The following is a 16407-nucleotide window of genomic DNA, read 5'->3' on the forward strand; positions in this document are numbered from 1 at the left end:
CGGCAAACATAGGGCAGGAATGACTGCCCTGTTGATGTGTGGGATTGCCGACGGGGACGTTGCCGACCCGTATCTCGAAAAACGTTAATTGAAGGTATGCGCGGGGCAACGGAAGACATTCCGTCGCGGTCCCGAAAATGAAACTCTGCGGGCAGTTAACAGGCATCGCTACGGTTTTTCCGCAGTGATGCATGACCGCACCGGAGGTGGCCAATGGGAGAGTTTCGCTGCGCCGATCGTACGCTTCTCAACGACTGGCACGTTGTCGCGGAGCGGGCTGCCCTGTCGTCGAATTCGGCCTTCGCCACCAAGCTGATGGGACATGATCTTCAGGTCACACTCGATGGCCGCTACAGCCAGAGAGTGGTCCTTTCGGGGACAGGTGAAGAAGTCTGTTCGGACGCTCGATACGGATTCATCTGGGCGTGCCTCGGTAGGCCGGAACGAGACATCCTGTACCTGCCGGAGACGAACGAGGCCGACCGCCACCTATTGAGCGGCGGCTCCTTCGCCGTCAAGGCATCGGGCCTACGAGCCGTCGAGAATTTTCTCGATATGGGGCACTTTCCCTTCGTGCACACCGGCTGGCTGGGCGATGAGCCGCACACCGAAGTGCTGCCCTACAATGTGACGATTACCGCGGGAGACGAAGTGCTGGCAACCGATTGCAAGTTCCACCAGCCGCTTGCCTCTCCTACGGCACAGACGGCGATGCTGGTCGACTATGTCTACAAGGTCTTCCGGCCCTATACGGTCGCACTCTACAAGAGCAATCCTCTTGATCCCGACCGAAAGGATCTGATCGTGCTGTTCATCCAGCCGGTCGATGAGGAGAACTGCGTCGTTCACTCCTATCTCTGCTACCTCAAGCAGGGCTTGGAGGCGGCGGCAGTGCGCAGTTTCATGCAACTGATATTCGCGCAGGACAAACCGATCCTCGAAAACCAGCGCCCACGACGCCTGCCGCTCGATCCAAGGGCGGAAACCCCGATCAGAGCCGATGCCGTCTCCGTCCACTATCGGCGGTGGCTTCGTGATCGCTCGGTCACCTATGGCGCGATCACGTACCCTGTCTGATCGGCGACGGTCCACCTTGAAGGGAATTTCTTATGGCGATGACAACTAGATGTTCGGATTCCGTCGTCCTGAACCTATGGCACCCGCTGGGCGCGCTGGCGGAGCTCCCCGTCGATACGGTTGTCGATACCGTTCTTCTGGAGGAGCGGCTCAGTCTCGCCGTCGGGCCAGACGGTACGGTTGCCGTTTGGCGGTCTTGCGCCGAGTTTGCCGCCGGCGACAAAATCGACGCGGCATCCGTGTGCAATTCGCTGCCGGCAAAGGTCGCCTATGGTTATCTCTGGGCCTCCCTCGGTTGCCCTCCCGACGAGCTCTTCCCCATCCCGGAGTATGACGAAACCGATCGGCGTCGCCTGAATGCAGCGACCTTCGGGGTCAATGTGTCAGCGCCGCGCGCGATCGAGAATTTCCTCGACATGGGTCATTTTCCCTATGTCCACACCGACATCCTGGGCGTTGAACCGCACACCGAGGTCAAGGAATACGATGTCGACATCTCGGTCGAGAGGGACGAAATCCTGGCAACCCGCTGCCGTTTCTTTCAGCCTTTGGCGTCGAGCGCTTCCCAAACCGGCGCCGAGGTCGAGTACATCTACCGCGTGCCTCACCCCTATTGCTCCGTACTCTATAAATCGAGCCCGGTCGACGGCGCCCGGTACGATGTCATCGCCGTGTTCATGCAGCCTCTCAGCCAGGAGACTGTCCGTGCGCACATGATGCTTTGCATCCTCGACGAGGACAATGAAGACAAGGTGATCAAGCGGTTTCAGCAGACGATTTTCGGCCAGGACAAGCCGATTCTGGAAAACCAGTTTCCCAAACGTCTGCCGCTCGATCCGAGAGCCGAGACCCCGATCCGAGCAGATAAATCCGCCATCGCCTATCGCCGCTGGCTGAACCGGAAGGGTGTCAAATACGGGGTCATTCCGGCTCCGATTTGAACCCAGCCAACACGAAACACTGACGATGAATTGGAGACGACGATGCTTGAAGAAGCGAGGACCCGGTGGCATCCGATCGCAGCAACCGATGACCTGCGGCTACGCCATGTCTTCCACGGCCAACTGCTTGGCCGGGAGTTTGCTGTGTGGCGCGCAGACGATGGATACGTCAATATCTGGGAAAACCGCTGTCTGCATCGCGGTGTCAGGCTATCGATTGGCATCAACGACGGCCGAGAGCTGAAATGTCAATATCACGGCTGGCGCTATTCGAACCGCACGGCCGGATGCACCTATATTCCGGCCCACCCCGCCGACGCACCTGCCCGGACCATTACCAACCGGTCGTTCCCCGCTGTCGAACGCTACGGTTTGGTGTGGTCGTCCGAAGGGCCGTACGGCGATCTTCCCGTGTTCGAGGGGCTTAGTGGAGACGACCTGCTCGTGCTGCGCGCCATACCTGTCAATGCATCGGCAGAACTGGTTGTTAAGACGTTGCGATCCTATCGCTTCCAACCGAATGATGAGATCGATGGGACGGACGCCAGCGTTGAACTGGCGGTAGTGACGGAAGCGGTCGTGGCTCTGAGGAGCCGCCACGGCATGGCTGAAACGCTTGGTGTCTTTTTCGTTCAGCCGGTGGATTCCGGCCGTTCGATAATCCGAGGCGTTCTTAATGGCAGGCCGGATACTGTCCACGCGATGACGGTGTTGCGTCATCACAACGAGGCGCTCTCGGCATTGCGTATACACATTGAGAAGGAAGCCGCCTCACTGCCGATACCTGCGCCGATCGAACCGATCTTCGAGCGGGTCTCCGAAGAGCTTGCCAGTCTGCCTGAGCTGGACAGCCGTGGACGCAAAGCGGCGATCCGTGTTCAAGTTGCGCGAAAGTGGCAGACTGCCGATGCCATCATGGCCTTCGAACTCCGACCCATCAAAGGTCTTCTGCCGACGTTCCAGCCCGGTGCTCATATCGATGTACATCTTCCGAACGGTCTTATCCGTCAATATTCGATTACCAATGGACCTGGTGAAACGGACTGCTTCACCATCGGAGTGAAGCTCGATCCGGCATCGAGGGGTGGATCCCAGTGCCTTCACGACAGCGTCCGTGAAGGAGATGTGCTGGCGATCTCCGAGCCAAGGAACAATTTTCCGCTGCGACGCGACGCCCTGAAGACCATCTTCGTTGCCGGCGGCATTGGCGTGACGCCGTTGCTGGCGATGGCAAAGGCGCTGAACAACCAGAGCCTCGCCTACGAACTGCACTACTTTGCTCAGAACGAACAGCAACTCGCATTCGTCGAGAGCAGGCAGGCGCTCGGTGATGCCGTGAAGCCCCATCTCGGGCTATCACCTGACGACACTGCCAGCGAATTGCGCCGACTTCTGTCGCCCTATCGCCCGGACACGCAGCTTTATGTTTGTGGCCCCGGACCGATGCTGGAAGTGACGCGCGCCCTGGCGGCCGAGGTTGGTTGGCCCGAGACTGCGGTGCATTTCGAGTACTTCAAGAACACCAACGTGATCGACGACAGTTCGAGCTTCGAAGTTGCTCTGGCCCGGTCGTGTTTGACCATCAAGGTGCCGGCCGGGCAGTCCATCCTCGAAGCGATGCGCGAAGCGGGTGTCGATTTGCCGTCATCTTGCGAGCAGGGCGCCTGCGGGACCTGTCTTGCGACCGTCATTGAAGGCGAACCGGATCACCAGGACGTCTATCTCAGCCCATCCGAGCGAGAATCCGGCACGAAGATCATGACCTGCGTTTCCCGCAGCAAGTCAGCCCGTCTCGTCCTCGACGTGTAAGGAAATCAAAACATGATCAAGCTTTACGATTATGAATTATCGGGCAATTGCTACAAGCTCCGGCTGCTGATGAGCATCCTGGGGGTCGAATACAGCACCGTTCCCGTCGACTTCTATCCGGGCCGCGAACACAAGGCCGGCTGGTTCCTGAAACTCAATCCGCTCGGTCAACTGCCCGTCATCGATGATGACGGTTTGGTGCTGCGCGACGCTCAGGCGATCCTCGTCTACCTCGCCGCCAAATACGACACTGCCGGAACCTGGTACCCGCGCGACAATCCTGAACTCCTGGGCGAGATCACCCAATGGCTTGCATTTGCGGATGGCATTACGGGCACCGCCTCGGCTGCCCGTCTGCACGATGCCTTGTTCTACGACTTCGACATCAACGCTGCGCGCGCCGGCGCCCATCGGCTGTTCCGGATCCTCGATGAACATCTTTGGTTCGGTGAGCGGCAAGGGCGCGAATGGATCTGTTCCACAAGCCAACCAACGATCGCCGACATCGCGTGCTTCCCCTACATCATGCTTTCGGAGGAGGGGGGCATTTCCAGGCAGGACTATCCGGCGATCCGTCGCTGGTGCGAACGGGTCAAGCGGCTCAAGGGGTTCATTGTCATGTCGGGCGTGTTTCCCGCCGGCCCCGCTAAGGCGGCATAGGCATTGGGATTGGAGACGGTCCAACTCGCGTTCTGCCAACGAAACAAATTGCAGGGAGAAAATAGATGGATGTACGCGCCGCCGTTGCCGTTCAGGCAGGCAAGCCGCTCGAGGTCATGACGGTTCAGCTCGAAGGCCCGCGGGCCGGCGAGGTGCTGATCGAGGTCAAGGCCACCGGCATCTGCCACACCGACGATTTCACGCTGTCGGGCGCCGACCCCGAAGGTCTGTTCCCGGCGATCCTCGGCCATGAGGGTGCCGGCGTCGTCGTCGATATCGGCCCCGGCGTCACCTCGGTCAGGAAGGGCGATCATGTCATCCCGCTCTACACACCGGAATGCCGCGCCTGCCCGTCATGCCTGTCGCGCAAGACCAATCTGTGCACGGCGATCCGCTCGACCCAGGGCCAGGGCCTGATGCCGGACGGCACCTCACGCTTTTCGATCGGCAAGGACAAGATCCATCACTACATGGGCTGCTCCACCTTCGCCAACTACACCGTGCTGCCGGAGATCGCCGTCGCCAAGGTCAACCCCGACGCGCCCTTCGACAAGATCTGCTACATCGGCTGCGGCGTCACCACCGGCATCGGCGCGGTGATCAACACCGCCAAGGTCGAGATGGGTGCAACCGCGATCGTCTTCGGCCTCGGCGGCATCGGCCTCAACGTCATCCAGGGGCTCAGGCTTGCCGGTGCCGACATGATCATCGGCGTCGACCTCAACAACGACAAGAAGGAATGGGGGACACGCTTCGGCATGACCCACTTCGTCAACCCCAAGGAGATCGGCGACGACATCGTGCCCTACCTCGTCAACATGACGAAGCGCGGGGCCGACCAGATCGGCGGCGCCGACTACACCTTCGACTGCACCGGCAACACCAAGGTGATGCGTCAGGCGCTCGAGGCCTCGCATCGCGGCTGGGGCAAGTCGGTGGTCATCGGCGTTGCCGGCGCCGGCCAGGAAATCTCCACCCGGCCGTTCCAGCTCGTCACCGGCCGCAGCTGGATGGGCACCGCCTTCGGCGGCGCCCGCGGTCGCACCGACGTGCCTGCTATCGTCGACTGGTACATGGAGGGCAAGATCGAGATCGACCCGATGATCACCCACACCATGGCGCTCGAAGACATCAACAGGGGCTTCGAGCTGATGCGCCAAGGAGAAAGCATCCGCACGGTCGTTCTATACTAGACACGAGGACGAGGCCTCGGGGCGCGATAGGAGGTCCAATCGCTACCAGCATGTCTCGGACGCGCCGGGATACGGTTCCTCCAGCCACCGGCGCCAGTGGCGGCGCAATTGCTTCTCCAAACACCGATTGCGCCGCCGCGACTTCCCTGATCCGCTGAGAGAAGGACAACAGCATGAAGATCGTTTCTACCGCGAGATCCCATGGAGGTGTCCAGGGCGTGTATTCACATGCCTCAACCACCTGTGCCTGCGAAATGACCTTCGCCGTATTTGTTCCCCCGCAGGCCGAGCATTCACCGCGGCCGGTTCTCTGGTATCTATCGGGGCTGACATGCACCCCGGCAAATGTTGTCGAGAAGGGGGAGTACCGGCGGCTCGCAGCCAAACTGGGACTGATCATAGTCTGCCCGGACACCAGCCCGCGTGGAGAGAATGTGCCAGACGAGCCGGACAATTGGCAATTTGGTTGTGGTGCTGGCTTTTACCTCGACGCAACACAACCCCCTTTCGCCAAGCACTATCGGATGTACAGCTACTTGACGGACGAGCTTCCGGCAGTTGTCGGCGCAAATTTTAACGCCGATATGGAGCGTCAGGGGATATTCGGTCACTCGATGGGCGGCCACGGGGCGCTGGTCATGGCGTTGCGGCAGCCCGACTGGTTCAGGAGCTGCTCAGCCCTTGCGCCGATCGTTCGCCCTACCGAAGCCGAGTGGTCAAAACCAGCCCTGCGGAAATACCTAGGAGCCGACGAGGCAACTTGGCGCGGTTACGATGCCGTTTCTCTTATCGAGGATGGCCATCGGTTCAAGGAGTTACTGGTCGATCAGGGAAAGAATGACCCATTCCTGACGGACGGACTTCGGCCCTGGTGCCTCGAGGAGGTCTGCAGAAAAGCGAACATGGCGCTCACAATGCGCCATCAAGCTGGGTATGATCACTCCTATTATTTCATCTCGACATTCATGGAGGATCATCTGCGGTGGCACGCGGAGCGGCTTACCGGATAGCCACCCGGCGCCATGCTAAGTTCCGTGCCGAGCTGTAGTGGCTGCGCGAAAGTCCGCAATTTAGCAATCACCTTAACTCCCGCGGCAAGCGTTCCATGGCGCCGCGATCAGATGGCGAGTTTCGCCCCCTTGAGCGCTTTTGGGATGCAGTGAAAGCCGATATAGCCTCGTCGTCGCGATCTCCTGACCGATGTTCCCGTTCCGAGCTCGAAAAATCGCATAATGTATCGTTGGGAACTGACCGATCATCTGGGATTGCGTCCCCCCGACAGACTCGATGGCGTTTTTCGTCGGCTCCTCGGCTCGACGAACAGCTCGAAAACACTGCACACCAGACCTATAGCTCACGCCGAGATATCCGCTTGAGCCCACATAGTCAGCGCGTAAGTAAGACAGACGTACATATGTCTCCGAGCGCGTCGCGGTGATATGCCACCTATCCTGACATCACGGCGCTAGACGCCATTCGGTCTTTCGAGCGTTGGGGCTTTCTGGTTTGTATGGGCGACTCGCCCTCACTTGTGCGGTACACCTTCGCAAAGTGGGAACCCGAAGTGAAACCGCAGGCGATAGCGACTTCTACAACAGGCATCGCTGTTTGTTCCAACAGTGCTCTGGCGCGTTCAACCCGCAGCTTCACGTAGAAGCGACTTGGACTGCAGCCGGTGCTTGTCTGGAACTGGCGTTCCAGTTGCCGACGCGAAATGCCGACCTTTTTTGCGAGGAACGCTAGCGGAAGCGTTTGTGCTACGTTCTCTGCCATCAGTTCAATTGCGGCCTGAAGCGTGCGGTGCTTAATATCTTGAGAGAGCGAAAACGGAAGCCGCTGGCGTTCCGACCGATGCCTGACAGTTCCGACGATAGCCTGTTGGCAGATTTTCCGCGCTGCCTCAGAGCCGTGATGTTCGGAAACGATGTGCAACATCATGTCGAGTGAAGAAGTGCCGCCGGCGCATGTGTAGATGCCGTCGTCGACTTCATACAACTGTGGCCGCGCCTGGGCGTCGGAGAAGGCTTCCGCGAAAGACGGATAGTTTTCCCAATGGATCGTGCAGCGCTTATCTACAAGCAACCCAGCTTTCGCGAGCAAATGGGGACCAGTGCAGATTGCCCCTAACGGGATTCGTTGCGAGCGGCATTCGCGAAGCCATTGGTCGAGCGACCTGTCGAGATGTTTCTGGACATTCCGACCTGCGCAGACGATCGCCATGCCGAGCTTTACGCCGCTCGCCCTTAGCTTTCGTGCCTCGACCAGGGCAAGGTCCGGGGTTATCGAGAGACCACAGCTTGCCCGGACAGCCTTGCCGTCGCTTGTGACAATGCGCCATTCATAGACCTCGTCCCCGATCACTTGGTTCGCCAACCTCAAAGTTTCGAGAGCAGAGGTAAAGGCGAGCAGAGTGAATTCCGGCGCAAGGTAAAAAAGGAACAATTTTCTCGTGTCCGATGTCGTTGTCATCGGTGCCTCCAAGTCGAAGATAGCTGGTTTGAAACTAATCTCTAAAGCCCAAGCGCCTGGCGTTGCTTCATGGCAAAGGCTTGAACCAAACGATCCGCAACTAGAGCCAGAATTGCCATCGCCGCTCCGGCCGCCACGCCGAGGCCGACATCGCCCTGGCCTAGAGCGAGATATATCTGCTGGCCGAGGTCGGTCGTTCCGATCAGTGCGGCGATCACAAGCATCGAAAAGGCATACAGAACCGTCTGGTTCAGCCCGAGGAGAATGGTGGGCAGCGAGTAGGGAATACGCACCTCCCGCATTACCTGCCAGTCGCTCGCGCCGGACGCGACTGCCGCCTCGAGGAGTTCTTCCGGGGTCGATGTCAGGCCATGATACGTGTAGCGAACCATTGGCACGATCGCGTAGGCGCATATCGCCAGGAACGCCGAGAACTCACCGATCTGAAAGAACATCAGGACGGGAATAAGGAAGACAAAGAGCGGAATGGTCTGGAAGAAGTCGCAGACCGGCCGTACGACGCTCCAGGTCGCCGGACTGACGGATGACACCAGCCCAATCAGACCGCCAAGCACCACGCACACCGATACCGCCGCCGTGCACAGGTACAATGACAGGAGCGCGGGCTCCCACAATCCCATCAACAGGATCGCCATTATCATGGTGACGGCGAACGCAGCGAGTTTGGGTCCGCCGGCAACCCAGCCCAGCGCGCCGAGAGAAACCAGCATGAACGGCCATGGTAGGTTCGCGATGCCGACAATCATGACGCCAGAAGCGATGAGAAGCGACAGGCCGAGGACCGCCCGGCCACGAAGTGCCATTACGACTGCGATAACGCCGAAGACTGCATAGACGGTGGCACTCATCCATTTCGTCCACATGAAGCCCCAGGTGAACGGGAGCACTGCCTGGTCGAGACCGATCTTCAAGGGCAGCAGGACAAAGAACATTGCGCCGTTCTTGACCGCGTCCAACACGAGGCCGTTGGCAGCCGTGAAAGCGTTGAGATAACTGTCGGCCGCGGCGGCAAGACCTTTGAAGGCGGAATAGGAGTCGGGCCCAGGTAGGAGGCTGCGCTCCACCGTCGCCAAGGCAACCGAAACCAGGACCACGGCGAGCGCGATTCTCCACGAGTACCGCACCTCCGATTGCGCCAACGCGCCGCTCATTCGGTCCGCCAAGATCGCGAAAATGACGATGACGAGGCCCGCAACCAAGCTCTGCCCGAAAGCCGCCTTGCGCATGGTCAGCAGGACTTCCCAACCGATGTCGTTGAATCCGCCGATCACCGCTGCGATGATGACCATGGACAGAGCCGCCATGATGGTCTGGTTGACGCCGACCATGATCTGCCTGGCGGCCGAAGGTACTTCGATCAAGAATAGCTGCTGGACCCGCGTCGCGCCGTTCATGATCGCCGCTTCCTTGATCTCCGGTTCGACCCTCTGAAGACCAAGCATAACGTTCCGGGCCATCGGAGGGGCGGCATAGATAATCGAGGCTATGAGGCCGACTACCGGGCCGAAGCCGAAAAGGAGCAGGAGCGGCGTGAGATATGCGAACGTCGGTACTGTCTGCATGACGTCGAGCGTGGTTTCGACGACGCGGTTAATCGATTTGAATTCGTTCGCTAGCAGGCCAACGGCGAATCCGACCAGGAGGGCGAAGGGCACCGAGACGAACACGAGCGCCAAGGTGTTCATGCTGGCGATCCAGTAGCCGCTGAAGAGGACGAAGCCCAGACCGGAAACGACCAGAAGCGTCAGGCGGATGCCCCCGAGGTACCAACCAAGTGCAGTAAGAATCCCGATGGTGAGGGAGTACGGCGAGTTCACCAGCACCGTGTTTGCAAACATCATCGGATACGAAAGCAGTGTCGAAATCGTGCGTGCGAGAGGCTTGAGCAATTCGAATGCGGCCGTAAGGCCGGTTCCGATCCATGACGTGACGGGAAGGGTCGCCCCTGCCGGCCAGGAAGTGACCCAGTGGAAATAGGGCGACAACGTGATGCAGGCAGCTCCGACAAGGACAGCAGTCAGCGCCGCCCAAACCGCTGGGGTGGGGCGTTTCATGGAGATTTCTCCGGTTCCCGATTTATTGTTCAGGACGGTCCGCTGGGGCGGACCGTTCATAATGCAGTCGGTTTCACGCAGGTCGCTCGGATTGGAGCGCACTCGCCAATTGGCTCGGATGGACTATCCCCGCCATCTTCCCGTCGGCTCCCCAGACGGGAACAGGCTGGTAGAGAGCCATGCACGAGGCCAAGGCGTCATCGACTGTCATCTCCGCGCCGATCTTGGGATCGTCCGGCATATTCGGGAGGCGATCCGGCAGGCTCATCATCGAGCTGACATGTGAATACCTGCCCTTGGGGACGTCCCGACTAAACTCGCGCACATAGTCATCGACTGGATTGACGATGATCTCGTCCGGGGTCCCGATCTGTACGATCTTGCCATCGCGCATGATCGCGATCCGGTCGGCTAGTTTAAGCGCCTCCGTGATATCATGGGTGATGAACACGGAGGTCTTCTGCAGGCCCGCCTGAATCCTCAGAAATTCATCCTGGAGCTGGCGACGGATCAGCGGATCGAGGGCCGAATAGGGCTCGTCGAGGAACCAGAGGTCTGGATTGACGGCCAGAGCGCGGGCGATTCCGACGCGCTGCCGTTGTCCGCCTGACAACTCACGGGGATAGGCGTCCTCTCGGCCGGAAAGCCCTACAAGTTCCAGCACTTCGAGGGCGCGTTTCCGACGTGAGGTTTTGTCCGCCCCCTGCATTTTCAGCGGGAACCCGACGTTTTCGCAGACGGTCATGTGGGGAAAGAGCCCGAAATGCTGGAACACCATGCCCAGCTTGTTTCGGCGCAACTCGATCAGCCGCTGCTTGCTCGCGGTGAGGATGTCCTCTCCACTGATCAGAATCGATCCAGCCGTGCCTTGTACGAGGCGGGAGATCGTCCTGATGAGGGTGGATTTCCCCGAACCCGAAAGGCCCATGATAACGAAGACTTCGCCCTCGAGGACATCGAAGGTGACGTCTTGTACCGCTGGAACCAGCCCGCGTTGGCGAAGCAGTCGGGCCGCCTCGTCGGCGTTTCCGCCAGCATTCGACAGAGCTTGTTTAAGTCCTTGCTCTGGGTTTGCACCGTAGACCTGCCAAACACCTTTGCATGAAATCGCCGGAGGCGGGAGTTGTTGCAACATCGGCCCTGACCTCACTTGGTCGCCGCCTCAACGACGGGCTTCCAGGCCGCCGAATTCGCTTCGATCCAGGTTTTCGTGACGTCTTCGGCTGATTTTCCATCAACGTCGACCGCACCCATGAGAGGCTGCTGCTCCTCCGTGGACAGCTTCAATCCCTTCAGGATTTCATATGCGGCCGGCCACTTTTCCTTGAGACCCGGCCATGCCGCCTTGAAGACACGCGTCGGGATAAAGTCGCAGTCACCGGTCGCGTCCTTGTTCGGGCCGTAAGCCGGATCATCGAAACATTCTTGCTTGCCTTCGGGAAGGTCGACGAACTTGAGATCGTATGCCGCGATCGCCCAGTGCGGCTGCCAGAATACGGCAACCAGCGGCGTCTTGCGTTCGACAGACGCCTTGAACTCGGCGGCGAGCGCTCCCTCTGAACCCGCGGGGATTGCCTTGAAGGGGAGGCCGAGGGCTTTGATACGGTCCGCTCCTGGCGTGCCCCATTCACCCGGGTAGTCGACAAGACGACCTTCAGGAAGCGTCTCGGCAGTCGCGAAGACGTTGGCGCAGTCCTTCAGAGCTTCCCACTTGGGGAGGCCGGGACACAGCTCTGCAACATGGGCTGGATAAGCGAAACCTTCGCGCGCCACGAGACCCAGTTCACCGAGGTCCTCGACCTTACCCTCTTTGTTGAGCTGTTTGTATTGCTCGGTGACGTTGGAACCCCAAACTTCGAGGGCCGCGTCAATCTGGCCCTCGGAAACGGCCTGCCACATATTCTGGTAGCCCGCGGTTACGTATTCGACCTTGTATCCGGCAGCTTGCAGCATTTGCCCGGCGATGCGGGTGGTGATCTGCTGGCCTGTCCATTCGTTGATGGCAAGCTTGATCGGCTCGTCGACAGCGCCCAGTTCGGCGGCATAAGCGGCTCCGGAAAGCAGCGTCAGGACAGCGCACGTCGAGACAAGTTTTGAAACCTTGTTCATTATTGATCTCCCAGTTTGTATTTGTTCCCTTCCAAAATTGTTGCATAAAGCGGGGGCGTGTTTTAACATTTCACGACACTGGTTTTACATTTTCGGCCATGTCAGAGAAATACAACTCTACCGTCCAGATACTGGTCCTCGTCACGCCGAACTTTAACGTCGCGGCTACGGCTGCCTTCATCGACCCTTTTCGCGCGGCGAACTATCTCGAGGGGGATACCCGGTTTCGATGGCAACTGGTGTCTGTAAAGGGTGGGCCATGCATGGCAAGCAACGGCTTCGCCGTCGACACTCAGCGCCTGAGCGATATCCAGAACGATCAGTTCGACATCGTCGTTATGTCCGCGAGCTGGACACCGGAAGCAGCTGCCACACCGCAACTGCTGGCCACATTACGAAAGTGGGCGAGGGCAGGAAGCATCATGGGCGGTCTCGACACAGGGGCCTTCATTCTCGCCGATGCCGGTCTTCTCAGCGGCAAGCGCGCGACCGTCCATTATGAGCATATCGACGCGCTCAAGGAACTGCATGAAGACATCGAGGTTTCGGAAGACATCTTTGTCCGTGACGAAAAACAGTTCACATGTTCGGGCGGGATCGCGTCGGCTGACATCGCGCTTCACGTCATCCAGGCTATCTCGGGTGACGCGCTGGCCAACGCCGCAGCCCGGTACATTTTCCATCCCCTGTTGAGGCCAGCGGGAACCCCGCAGAACCCCGCCAACGTCGAGCCCCTGGGAAGCCACGTTCCAGCCTCGATCAGGCAGGCAATTGTTGTCATGGAGCAGCACCTCGAGGACGCGCTCGCCATACCCGACATTGCCGACCGGGTCCGGATTTCCCATCGTCAGCTCAACCGACTTTTCTTGAAATATGTCGGCAAGTCCCCTGCGATCTATTACCGCGACATCCGTCTGGACCGCGCTCGCGGACTCGTAACGCAGACCGACATGCCGATGTCGGAAATTGCCATCGCCTCGGGGTTCGCCAGCCAGGTGCACTTCAGTAGAGCCTACCGGGAGCGATTCGGGCTATCCCCGCGAACCGACAGAATCGACGGGCGAATACCGTTTGAGTTCCGAGCATGGCCGATGCACAGAAAGCAGTCGGGGGCGGTCTGATGACTGGGGCGGCCGGCGGGATCAAGCCAGGTTATCTGGTACCGTTTTCGGCCCGGTCATCGAGGGTTATTTGCGAAGACTGATCGTCGACTCGGCGAACTTAGATGGCGGGATGCTTGTTTGCTCCCTGTCAGCCGCTTAGTGTTGCGCTGGTGAATGAGCAGGTGAGGACTCCCAATGAATAACGAAAAAATTCAGCAGCTGCGGAGCGATATCCCGTACATTCACGACAAAATCTATGTTGATAACGCTTCTGTTGCCCCAATACCCATTCGGGTTCAGTTGGCGAGCGAGCAATACAACAAGATTTTCTCAGAAAACCTTAGGGAGTACCGTGCTGCTTCTCTGCCGTATTTCGACAAAGGTCGCGCTCTTGCGGCAAAACTTGTTGGATCAACTCCGCAGAGCATCGCTTACGTTCAGAATACGGCGCACGGTCTGTCTCTCGTTGCCCTGGGCGTCGATTGGCTACCGGGTGATAACATCGTAGTTTGCGCCGATGAGTTCCCGTCCAACTATCTGTGCTGGGTTCAATTGACCGACATGGGCGTCGAGGTTCGGCAGGTAACTTCGACGGGAGGTAGGATTGAGCCCAGCCAAGTCCGTGCGGTTACCGATAGCCGTACCCGAGTTGTCGCTGTAAGCCACGTCCAGTTCTATAGCGGTTTCCGCGTTGACGTTGCTGCTTTTGGGGAAATCTGTACCGCAGCCGGTGCTCTCCTCGTGGTGGATGGCACTCAGTCCACCGGGGCCATAAAACTTGATGTAGGAGCGTCCGGTGTTGATGTTCTCGTTGCCAGCGCTCATAAATGGATGATGGGACCTCGCGGGATCGGCTTCGCCAGCTTCTCCGACCGGGCTTTGAACTCGATAACACCACGGATTGTCGGCTGGCTCAGCGTGAACGATCCCTTTGCCTTCAACCGAAAACTCGACTTTCTGCCGGATGCGCGTCGGTTTGAGCCGGGTACGGCCAATGGGTCGGGCATCCTTGGTCTGGCTGAGAGACTTGCCCAGATCGATGAACTGGGGATCGACTGGATTGAGGAGAGGATTTTGTCGTTGAGCGATTTGCTTCGCGAGCAAGCCCTGAGCAAGGGCCTTCAGCCGGTCTATCAGTTCGACGACAAATTCCGATCAGGCATCAACATCCTCAAAAAGCCTGGGGTGCCCACCTCGGAGTTGCACTCGACGCTAACGGCCAACGGAATCTACGCTAGCGTTCGCAATGAAGCAGTTCGGGTGTCGCCACACTACTACAATACCTCCGATGAAATTGAGCAGATCATCGCCGTGATGTCCGGTTCGTGACGAGAGATGTCTAGCGTGCGGCTGTTATTTGACCATTTTAGACTTCCGTGCATTTCCGATGCCGGACATAACTACTACCTCGACCAAATCGTGGTTTGAATCCACGGCGGACTTCACACGCCAAGAGCCGAAATTTCTATTGGCCTAATTTCGAGCCGCGTCCGGCATCGGCATAGCACCGATCCGGAGCTGGATGACTTGTATTCACCCTACGACAAGGCATCGGCCATATCGCCCTGCTTTCTCTCATTAGCCGCCGCACTTAGCTGCTTCAGCCACACCGCACGATGAAGATCACGTCCGATCCCGCGGCCCGTATGCCGTTTCGATAGATTGCGGCAACGATCCTAGTTCGCCGAACACGGCGGCGAAAAATATCAAATTCATGGCGGTTCGCGCACAGACGGTGGAGGAGGTCAGCGCGAAGCTTGGGCATCAAAACAGACATTCCGCACCAAGCGAATGCGGGAAACGAGAGAGGAGCAGCCATGACCGTCCTGCCATCAAAGGAAGAATTTGCCGCCATCCAAAAGGGCTATTCGCCGAACGCGTCCCGTTCCCTTTCGTTGCACAAGGACGCCTATGTTGATCCGCGTTGGCACGCCGTCGATCTCAAGGAGATCATCGCCAAGACGTGGCAGTGGGTCTGTCATGTCCAGAAAGTTCGTACTCCGGGGTCTTACGTCACCGTCGAAATTGCCGGGCAGCCAATCGCGGTCGTACGCGACCGTGAAGGCGTGCTGCGAGCGTTTTACAACGTCTGCAAACACCGTGCCCATAAGCTGTTGAGCGGCGAGGGCAACACGAGCCGAATTATGTGTCCCTATCACGCTTGGACATACAAGCTCGATGGACAGCTCGTCCGTGCGCCTCATACCGAAACGCTTGAGGATTTTGATACTAAGGAAATCTGCCTCGACCAGGTTCAGGTGGAGGAATTCTGCGGCTTTATCTACGTCAATCTCGACCCCAACGCTGCTTCGCTTCGTTCGCAGACGGGTGACCTCGAAACGGAGATCAGGCACTGGGCCCCCGACATCGATAAACTGACGTTCGCCAAGCGCCTTACCTATGACATCAAGTCGAACTGGAAGAACGTCGTCGACAACTTCCTCGAGTGCTATCATTGCCCGACGGCCCACAAGGACTTCTGCACCTTGGTCGATATGGACACCTACAAGGTGACGACGCAGGGCATCTACTCCAGCCATATGGCCGATGCCGGCAAGAACGCGAACAGCGCCTACGACGTCTCGAACGCCACGGTGACGACGCACGCCGTGTGGTGGCTGTGGCCGAACACCTGCATCATGCGATATCCGGGTCGCTCCTCGATGATCATTCTGAACATCATCCCGGCCGGCCCCGACCGGACGCTGGAGACCTACGACTTCTTCCTGGAGGACACCAACCCGAACGAGATGGAACTCCAGACGATCAAGTACCTCGACGAGGTTCTGCAGGTCGAAGACATCAAGATCGTGGAGAGCGTCCAGAAGGGCATGAACACGCCGGCCTTCAGCCAGGGCCGCATCGTCAACGACCCTGACGGCTCCGGCCAGTCCGAGCATGCCGTGCATCATTTCCACGGGCTCGTTCTCGAAGCGTACGCGAAGAGTGCTCCGTAAGCACCCGGCTTCGC

General features: G+C 58.8%; 13 protein-coding genes. 9 read left to right on the top strand and 4 right to left on the bottom strand.

The features are described 5' to 3' along the window. Positions 1-213 precede the first annotated feature (213 nt). The 6 genes from BC363_RS16485 (at position 214) to fghA (ending at position 6690) form a co-directional block, all read left to right on the top strand. Positions 214-1077: an aromatic ring-hydroxylating dioxygenase subunit alpha gene (locus BC363_RS16485; protein WP_065785467.1), complete on the top strand. Its 864-nt coding sequence runs from the start codon at positions 214-216 to the stop codon at positions 1075-1077. Between the two features lie 38 nt (positions 1078-1115). Further along, entirely contained in the window at positions 1116-2018 is a 903-nt protein-coding gene (locus BC363_RS16490; RefSeq protein ID WP_065785493.1) for an aromatic ring-hydroxylating dioxygenase subunit alpha, read from the top strand. Positions 2019-2060: 42 nt separating this feature from the next. Continuing rightward, on the top strand, positions 2061-3827 hold the full coding sequence (locus BC363_RS16495; RefSeq protein ID WP_065785466.1) for a Rieske 2Fe-2S domain-containing protein: 1767 nt from the start codon (positions 2061-2063) through the stop codon (positions 3825-3827). Positions 3828-3839: 12 nt separating this feature from the next. Beyond that, positions 3840-4487, top strand: a complete 648-nt coding sequence (locus BC363_RS16500; RefSeq protein ID WP_065785465.1) for a glutathione S-transferase — start codon at positions 3840-3842, stop codon at positions 4485-4487. Between the two features lie 65 nt (positions 4488-4552). Then, positions 4553-5680, top strand: a complete 1128-nt coding sequence (locus BC363_RS16505; RefSeq protein WP_065793310.1) for an S-(hydroxymethyl)glutathione dehydrogenase/class III alcohol dehydrogenase — start codon at positions 4553-4555, stop codon at positions 5678-5680. Between the two features lie 173 nt (positions 5681-5853). After that, positions 5854-6690 carry an S-formylglutathione hydrolase gene (gene fghA, locus BC363_RS16510; protein WP_065784670.1) on the top strand — a complete coding sequence of 279 codons (837 nt, stop codon included), beginning with the start codon at positions 5854-5856 and terminating at the stop codon, positions 6688-6690. Positions 6691-7126: 436 nt separating this feature from the next. On the opposite strand, the gene BC363_RS16515 is transcribed toward fghA, so the two are convergent. From BC363_RS16515 to BC363_RS16530, 4 genes are read right to left on the bottom strand one after another with little or no spacing between them, the layout of a single operon-like run. After that, a complete protein-coding gene (locus tag BC363_RS16515; protein ID WP_065784671.1) occupies positions 7127-8149 on the bottom strand; it encodes a GlxA family transcriptional regulator in 1023 nt (340 codons plus the stop codon). A 41-nt stretch (positions 8150-8190) separates the two neighbouring features. After that, on the bottom strand, positions 8191-10326 hold the full coding sequence (locus BC363_RS16520) for an ABC transporter permease subunit (RefSeq protein ID WP_244519889.1): 2136 nt from the start codon (positions 10324-10326) through the stop codon (positions 8191-8193). Continuing rightward, the gene (locus BC363_RS16525) at positions 10298-11359 is read right to left on the bottom strand and encodes a betaine/proline/choline family ABC transporter ATP-binding protein (RefSeq protein ID WP_065784673.1); all 1062 of its coding nucleotides are present in this window, start codon (positions 11357-11359) and stop codon (positions 10298-10300) included. Before BC363_RS16525 ends, BC363_RS16520 begins: the two co-directional genes overlap by 29 nt. A gap of 11 nt (positions 11360-11370) precedes the next feature. Further along, complete coding sequence (locus BC363_RS16530) at positions 11371-12333, bottom strand: ABC transporter substrate-binding protein (RefSeq protein WP_065784674.1); 963 nt, start codon at positions 12331-12333, stop codon at positions 11371-11373. 98 nt (positions 12334-12431) lie between these two features. Between BC363_RS16530 and BC363_RS16535 the strand changes: the two genes are divergently transcribed. The 3 genes from BC363_RS16535 (at position 12432) to BC363_RS16545 (ending at position 16393) form a co-directional block, all read left to right on the top strand. Then, positions 12432-13454, top strand: a complete 1023-nt coding sequence (locus BC363_RS16535; protein WP_065784737.1) for a GlxA family transcriptional regulator — start codon at positions 12432-12434, stop codon at positions 13452-13454. A gap of 177 nt (positions 13455-13631) precedes the next feature. Next, complete coding sequence (locus BC363_RS16540) at positions 13632-14765, top strand: aminotransferase class V-fold PLP-dependent enzyme (RefSeq protein ID WP_065784675.1); 1134 nt, start codon at positions 13632-13634, stop codon at positions 14763-14765. 488 nt (positions 14766-15253) lie between these two features. Further along, a complete protein-coding gene (locus BC363_RS16545; RefSeq protein WP_065784676.1) occupies positions 15254-16393 on the top strand; it encodes a ring-hydroxylating oxygenase subunit alpha in 1140 nt (379 codons plus the stop codon). The last annotated feature ends 14 nt before the right edge of the window (positions 16394-16407 follow it).

The sequence above is a fragment of the Ensifer sp. LC384 genome, from assembly GCF_001695865.1.
In the GTDB taxonomy this organism is placed as follows: Bacteria; Pseudomonadota; Alphaproteobacteria; order Rhizobiales; family Rhizobiaceae; genus Ensifer.

Bases quoted from the DNA above. Each gene is read 5' to 3' on its own strand.
- BC363_RS16540 (WP_065784675.1), top strand. From the start codon at position 13,632: ATGAATAACGAAAAAATTCAGCAGCTGCGGAGCGATATCCCGTACATT.
- BC363_RS16490 (WP_065785493.1), top strand. From the start codon at position 1,116: ATGACAACTAGATGTTCGGATTCCGTCGTCCTGAACCTATGGCACCCG.
- BC363_RS16500 (WP_065785465.1), top strand. From the start codon at position 3,840: ATGATCAAGCTTTACGATTATGAATTATCGGGCAATTGCTACAAGCTC.
- BC363_RS16505 (WP_065793310.1), top strand. From the start codon at position 4,553: ATGGATGTACGCGCCGCCGTTGCCGTTCAGGCAGGCAAGCCGCTCGAG.
- BC363_RS16545 (WP_065784676.1), top strand. From the start codon at position 15,254: ATGACCGTCCTGCCATCAAAGGAAGAATTTGCCGCCATCCAAAAGGGC.
- BC363_RS16515 (WP_065784671.1), bottom strand. From the start codon at position 8,149: ATGACAACGACATCGGACACGAGAAAATTGTTCCTTTTTTACCTTGCG.
- BC363_RS16535 (WP_065784737.1), top strand. From the start codon at position 12,432: ATGTCAGAGAAATACAACTCTACCGTCCAGATACTGGTCCTCGTCACG.
- BC363_RS16495 (WP_065785466.1), top strand. From the start codon at position 2,061: ATGCTTGAAGAAGCGAGGACCCGGTGGCATCCGATCGCAGCAACCGAT.
- BC363_RS16525 (WP_065784673.1), bottom strand. From the start codon at position 11,359: ATGTTGCAACAACTCCCGCCTCCGGCGATTTCATGCAAAGGTGTTTGG.
- fghA (WP_065784670.1), top strand. From the start codon at position 5,854: ATGAAGATCGTTTCTACCGCGAGATCCCATGGAGGTGTCCAGGGCGTG.
- BC363_RS16530 (WP_065784674.1), bottom strand. From the start codon at position 12,333: ATGAACAAGGTTTCAAAACTTGTCTCGACGTGCGCTGTCCTGACGCTG.
- BC363_RS16485 (WP_065785467.1), top strand. From the start codon at position 214: ATGGGAGAGTTTCGCTGCGCCGATCGTACGCTTCTCAACGACTGGCAC.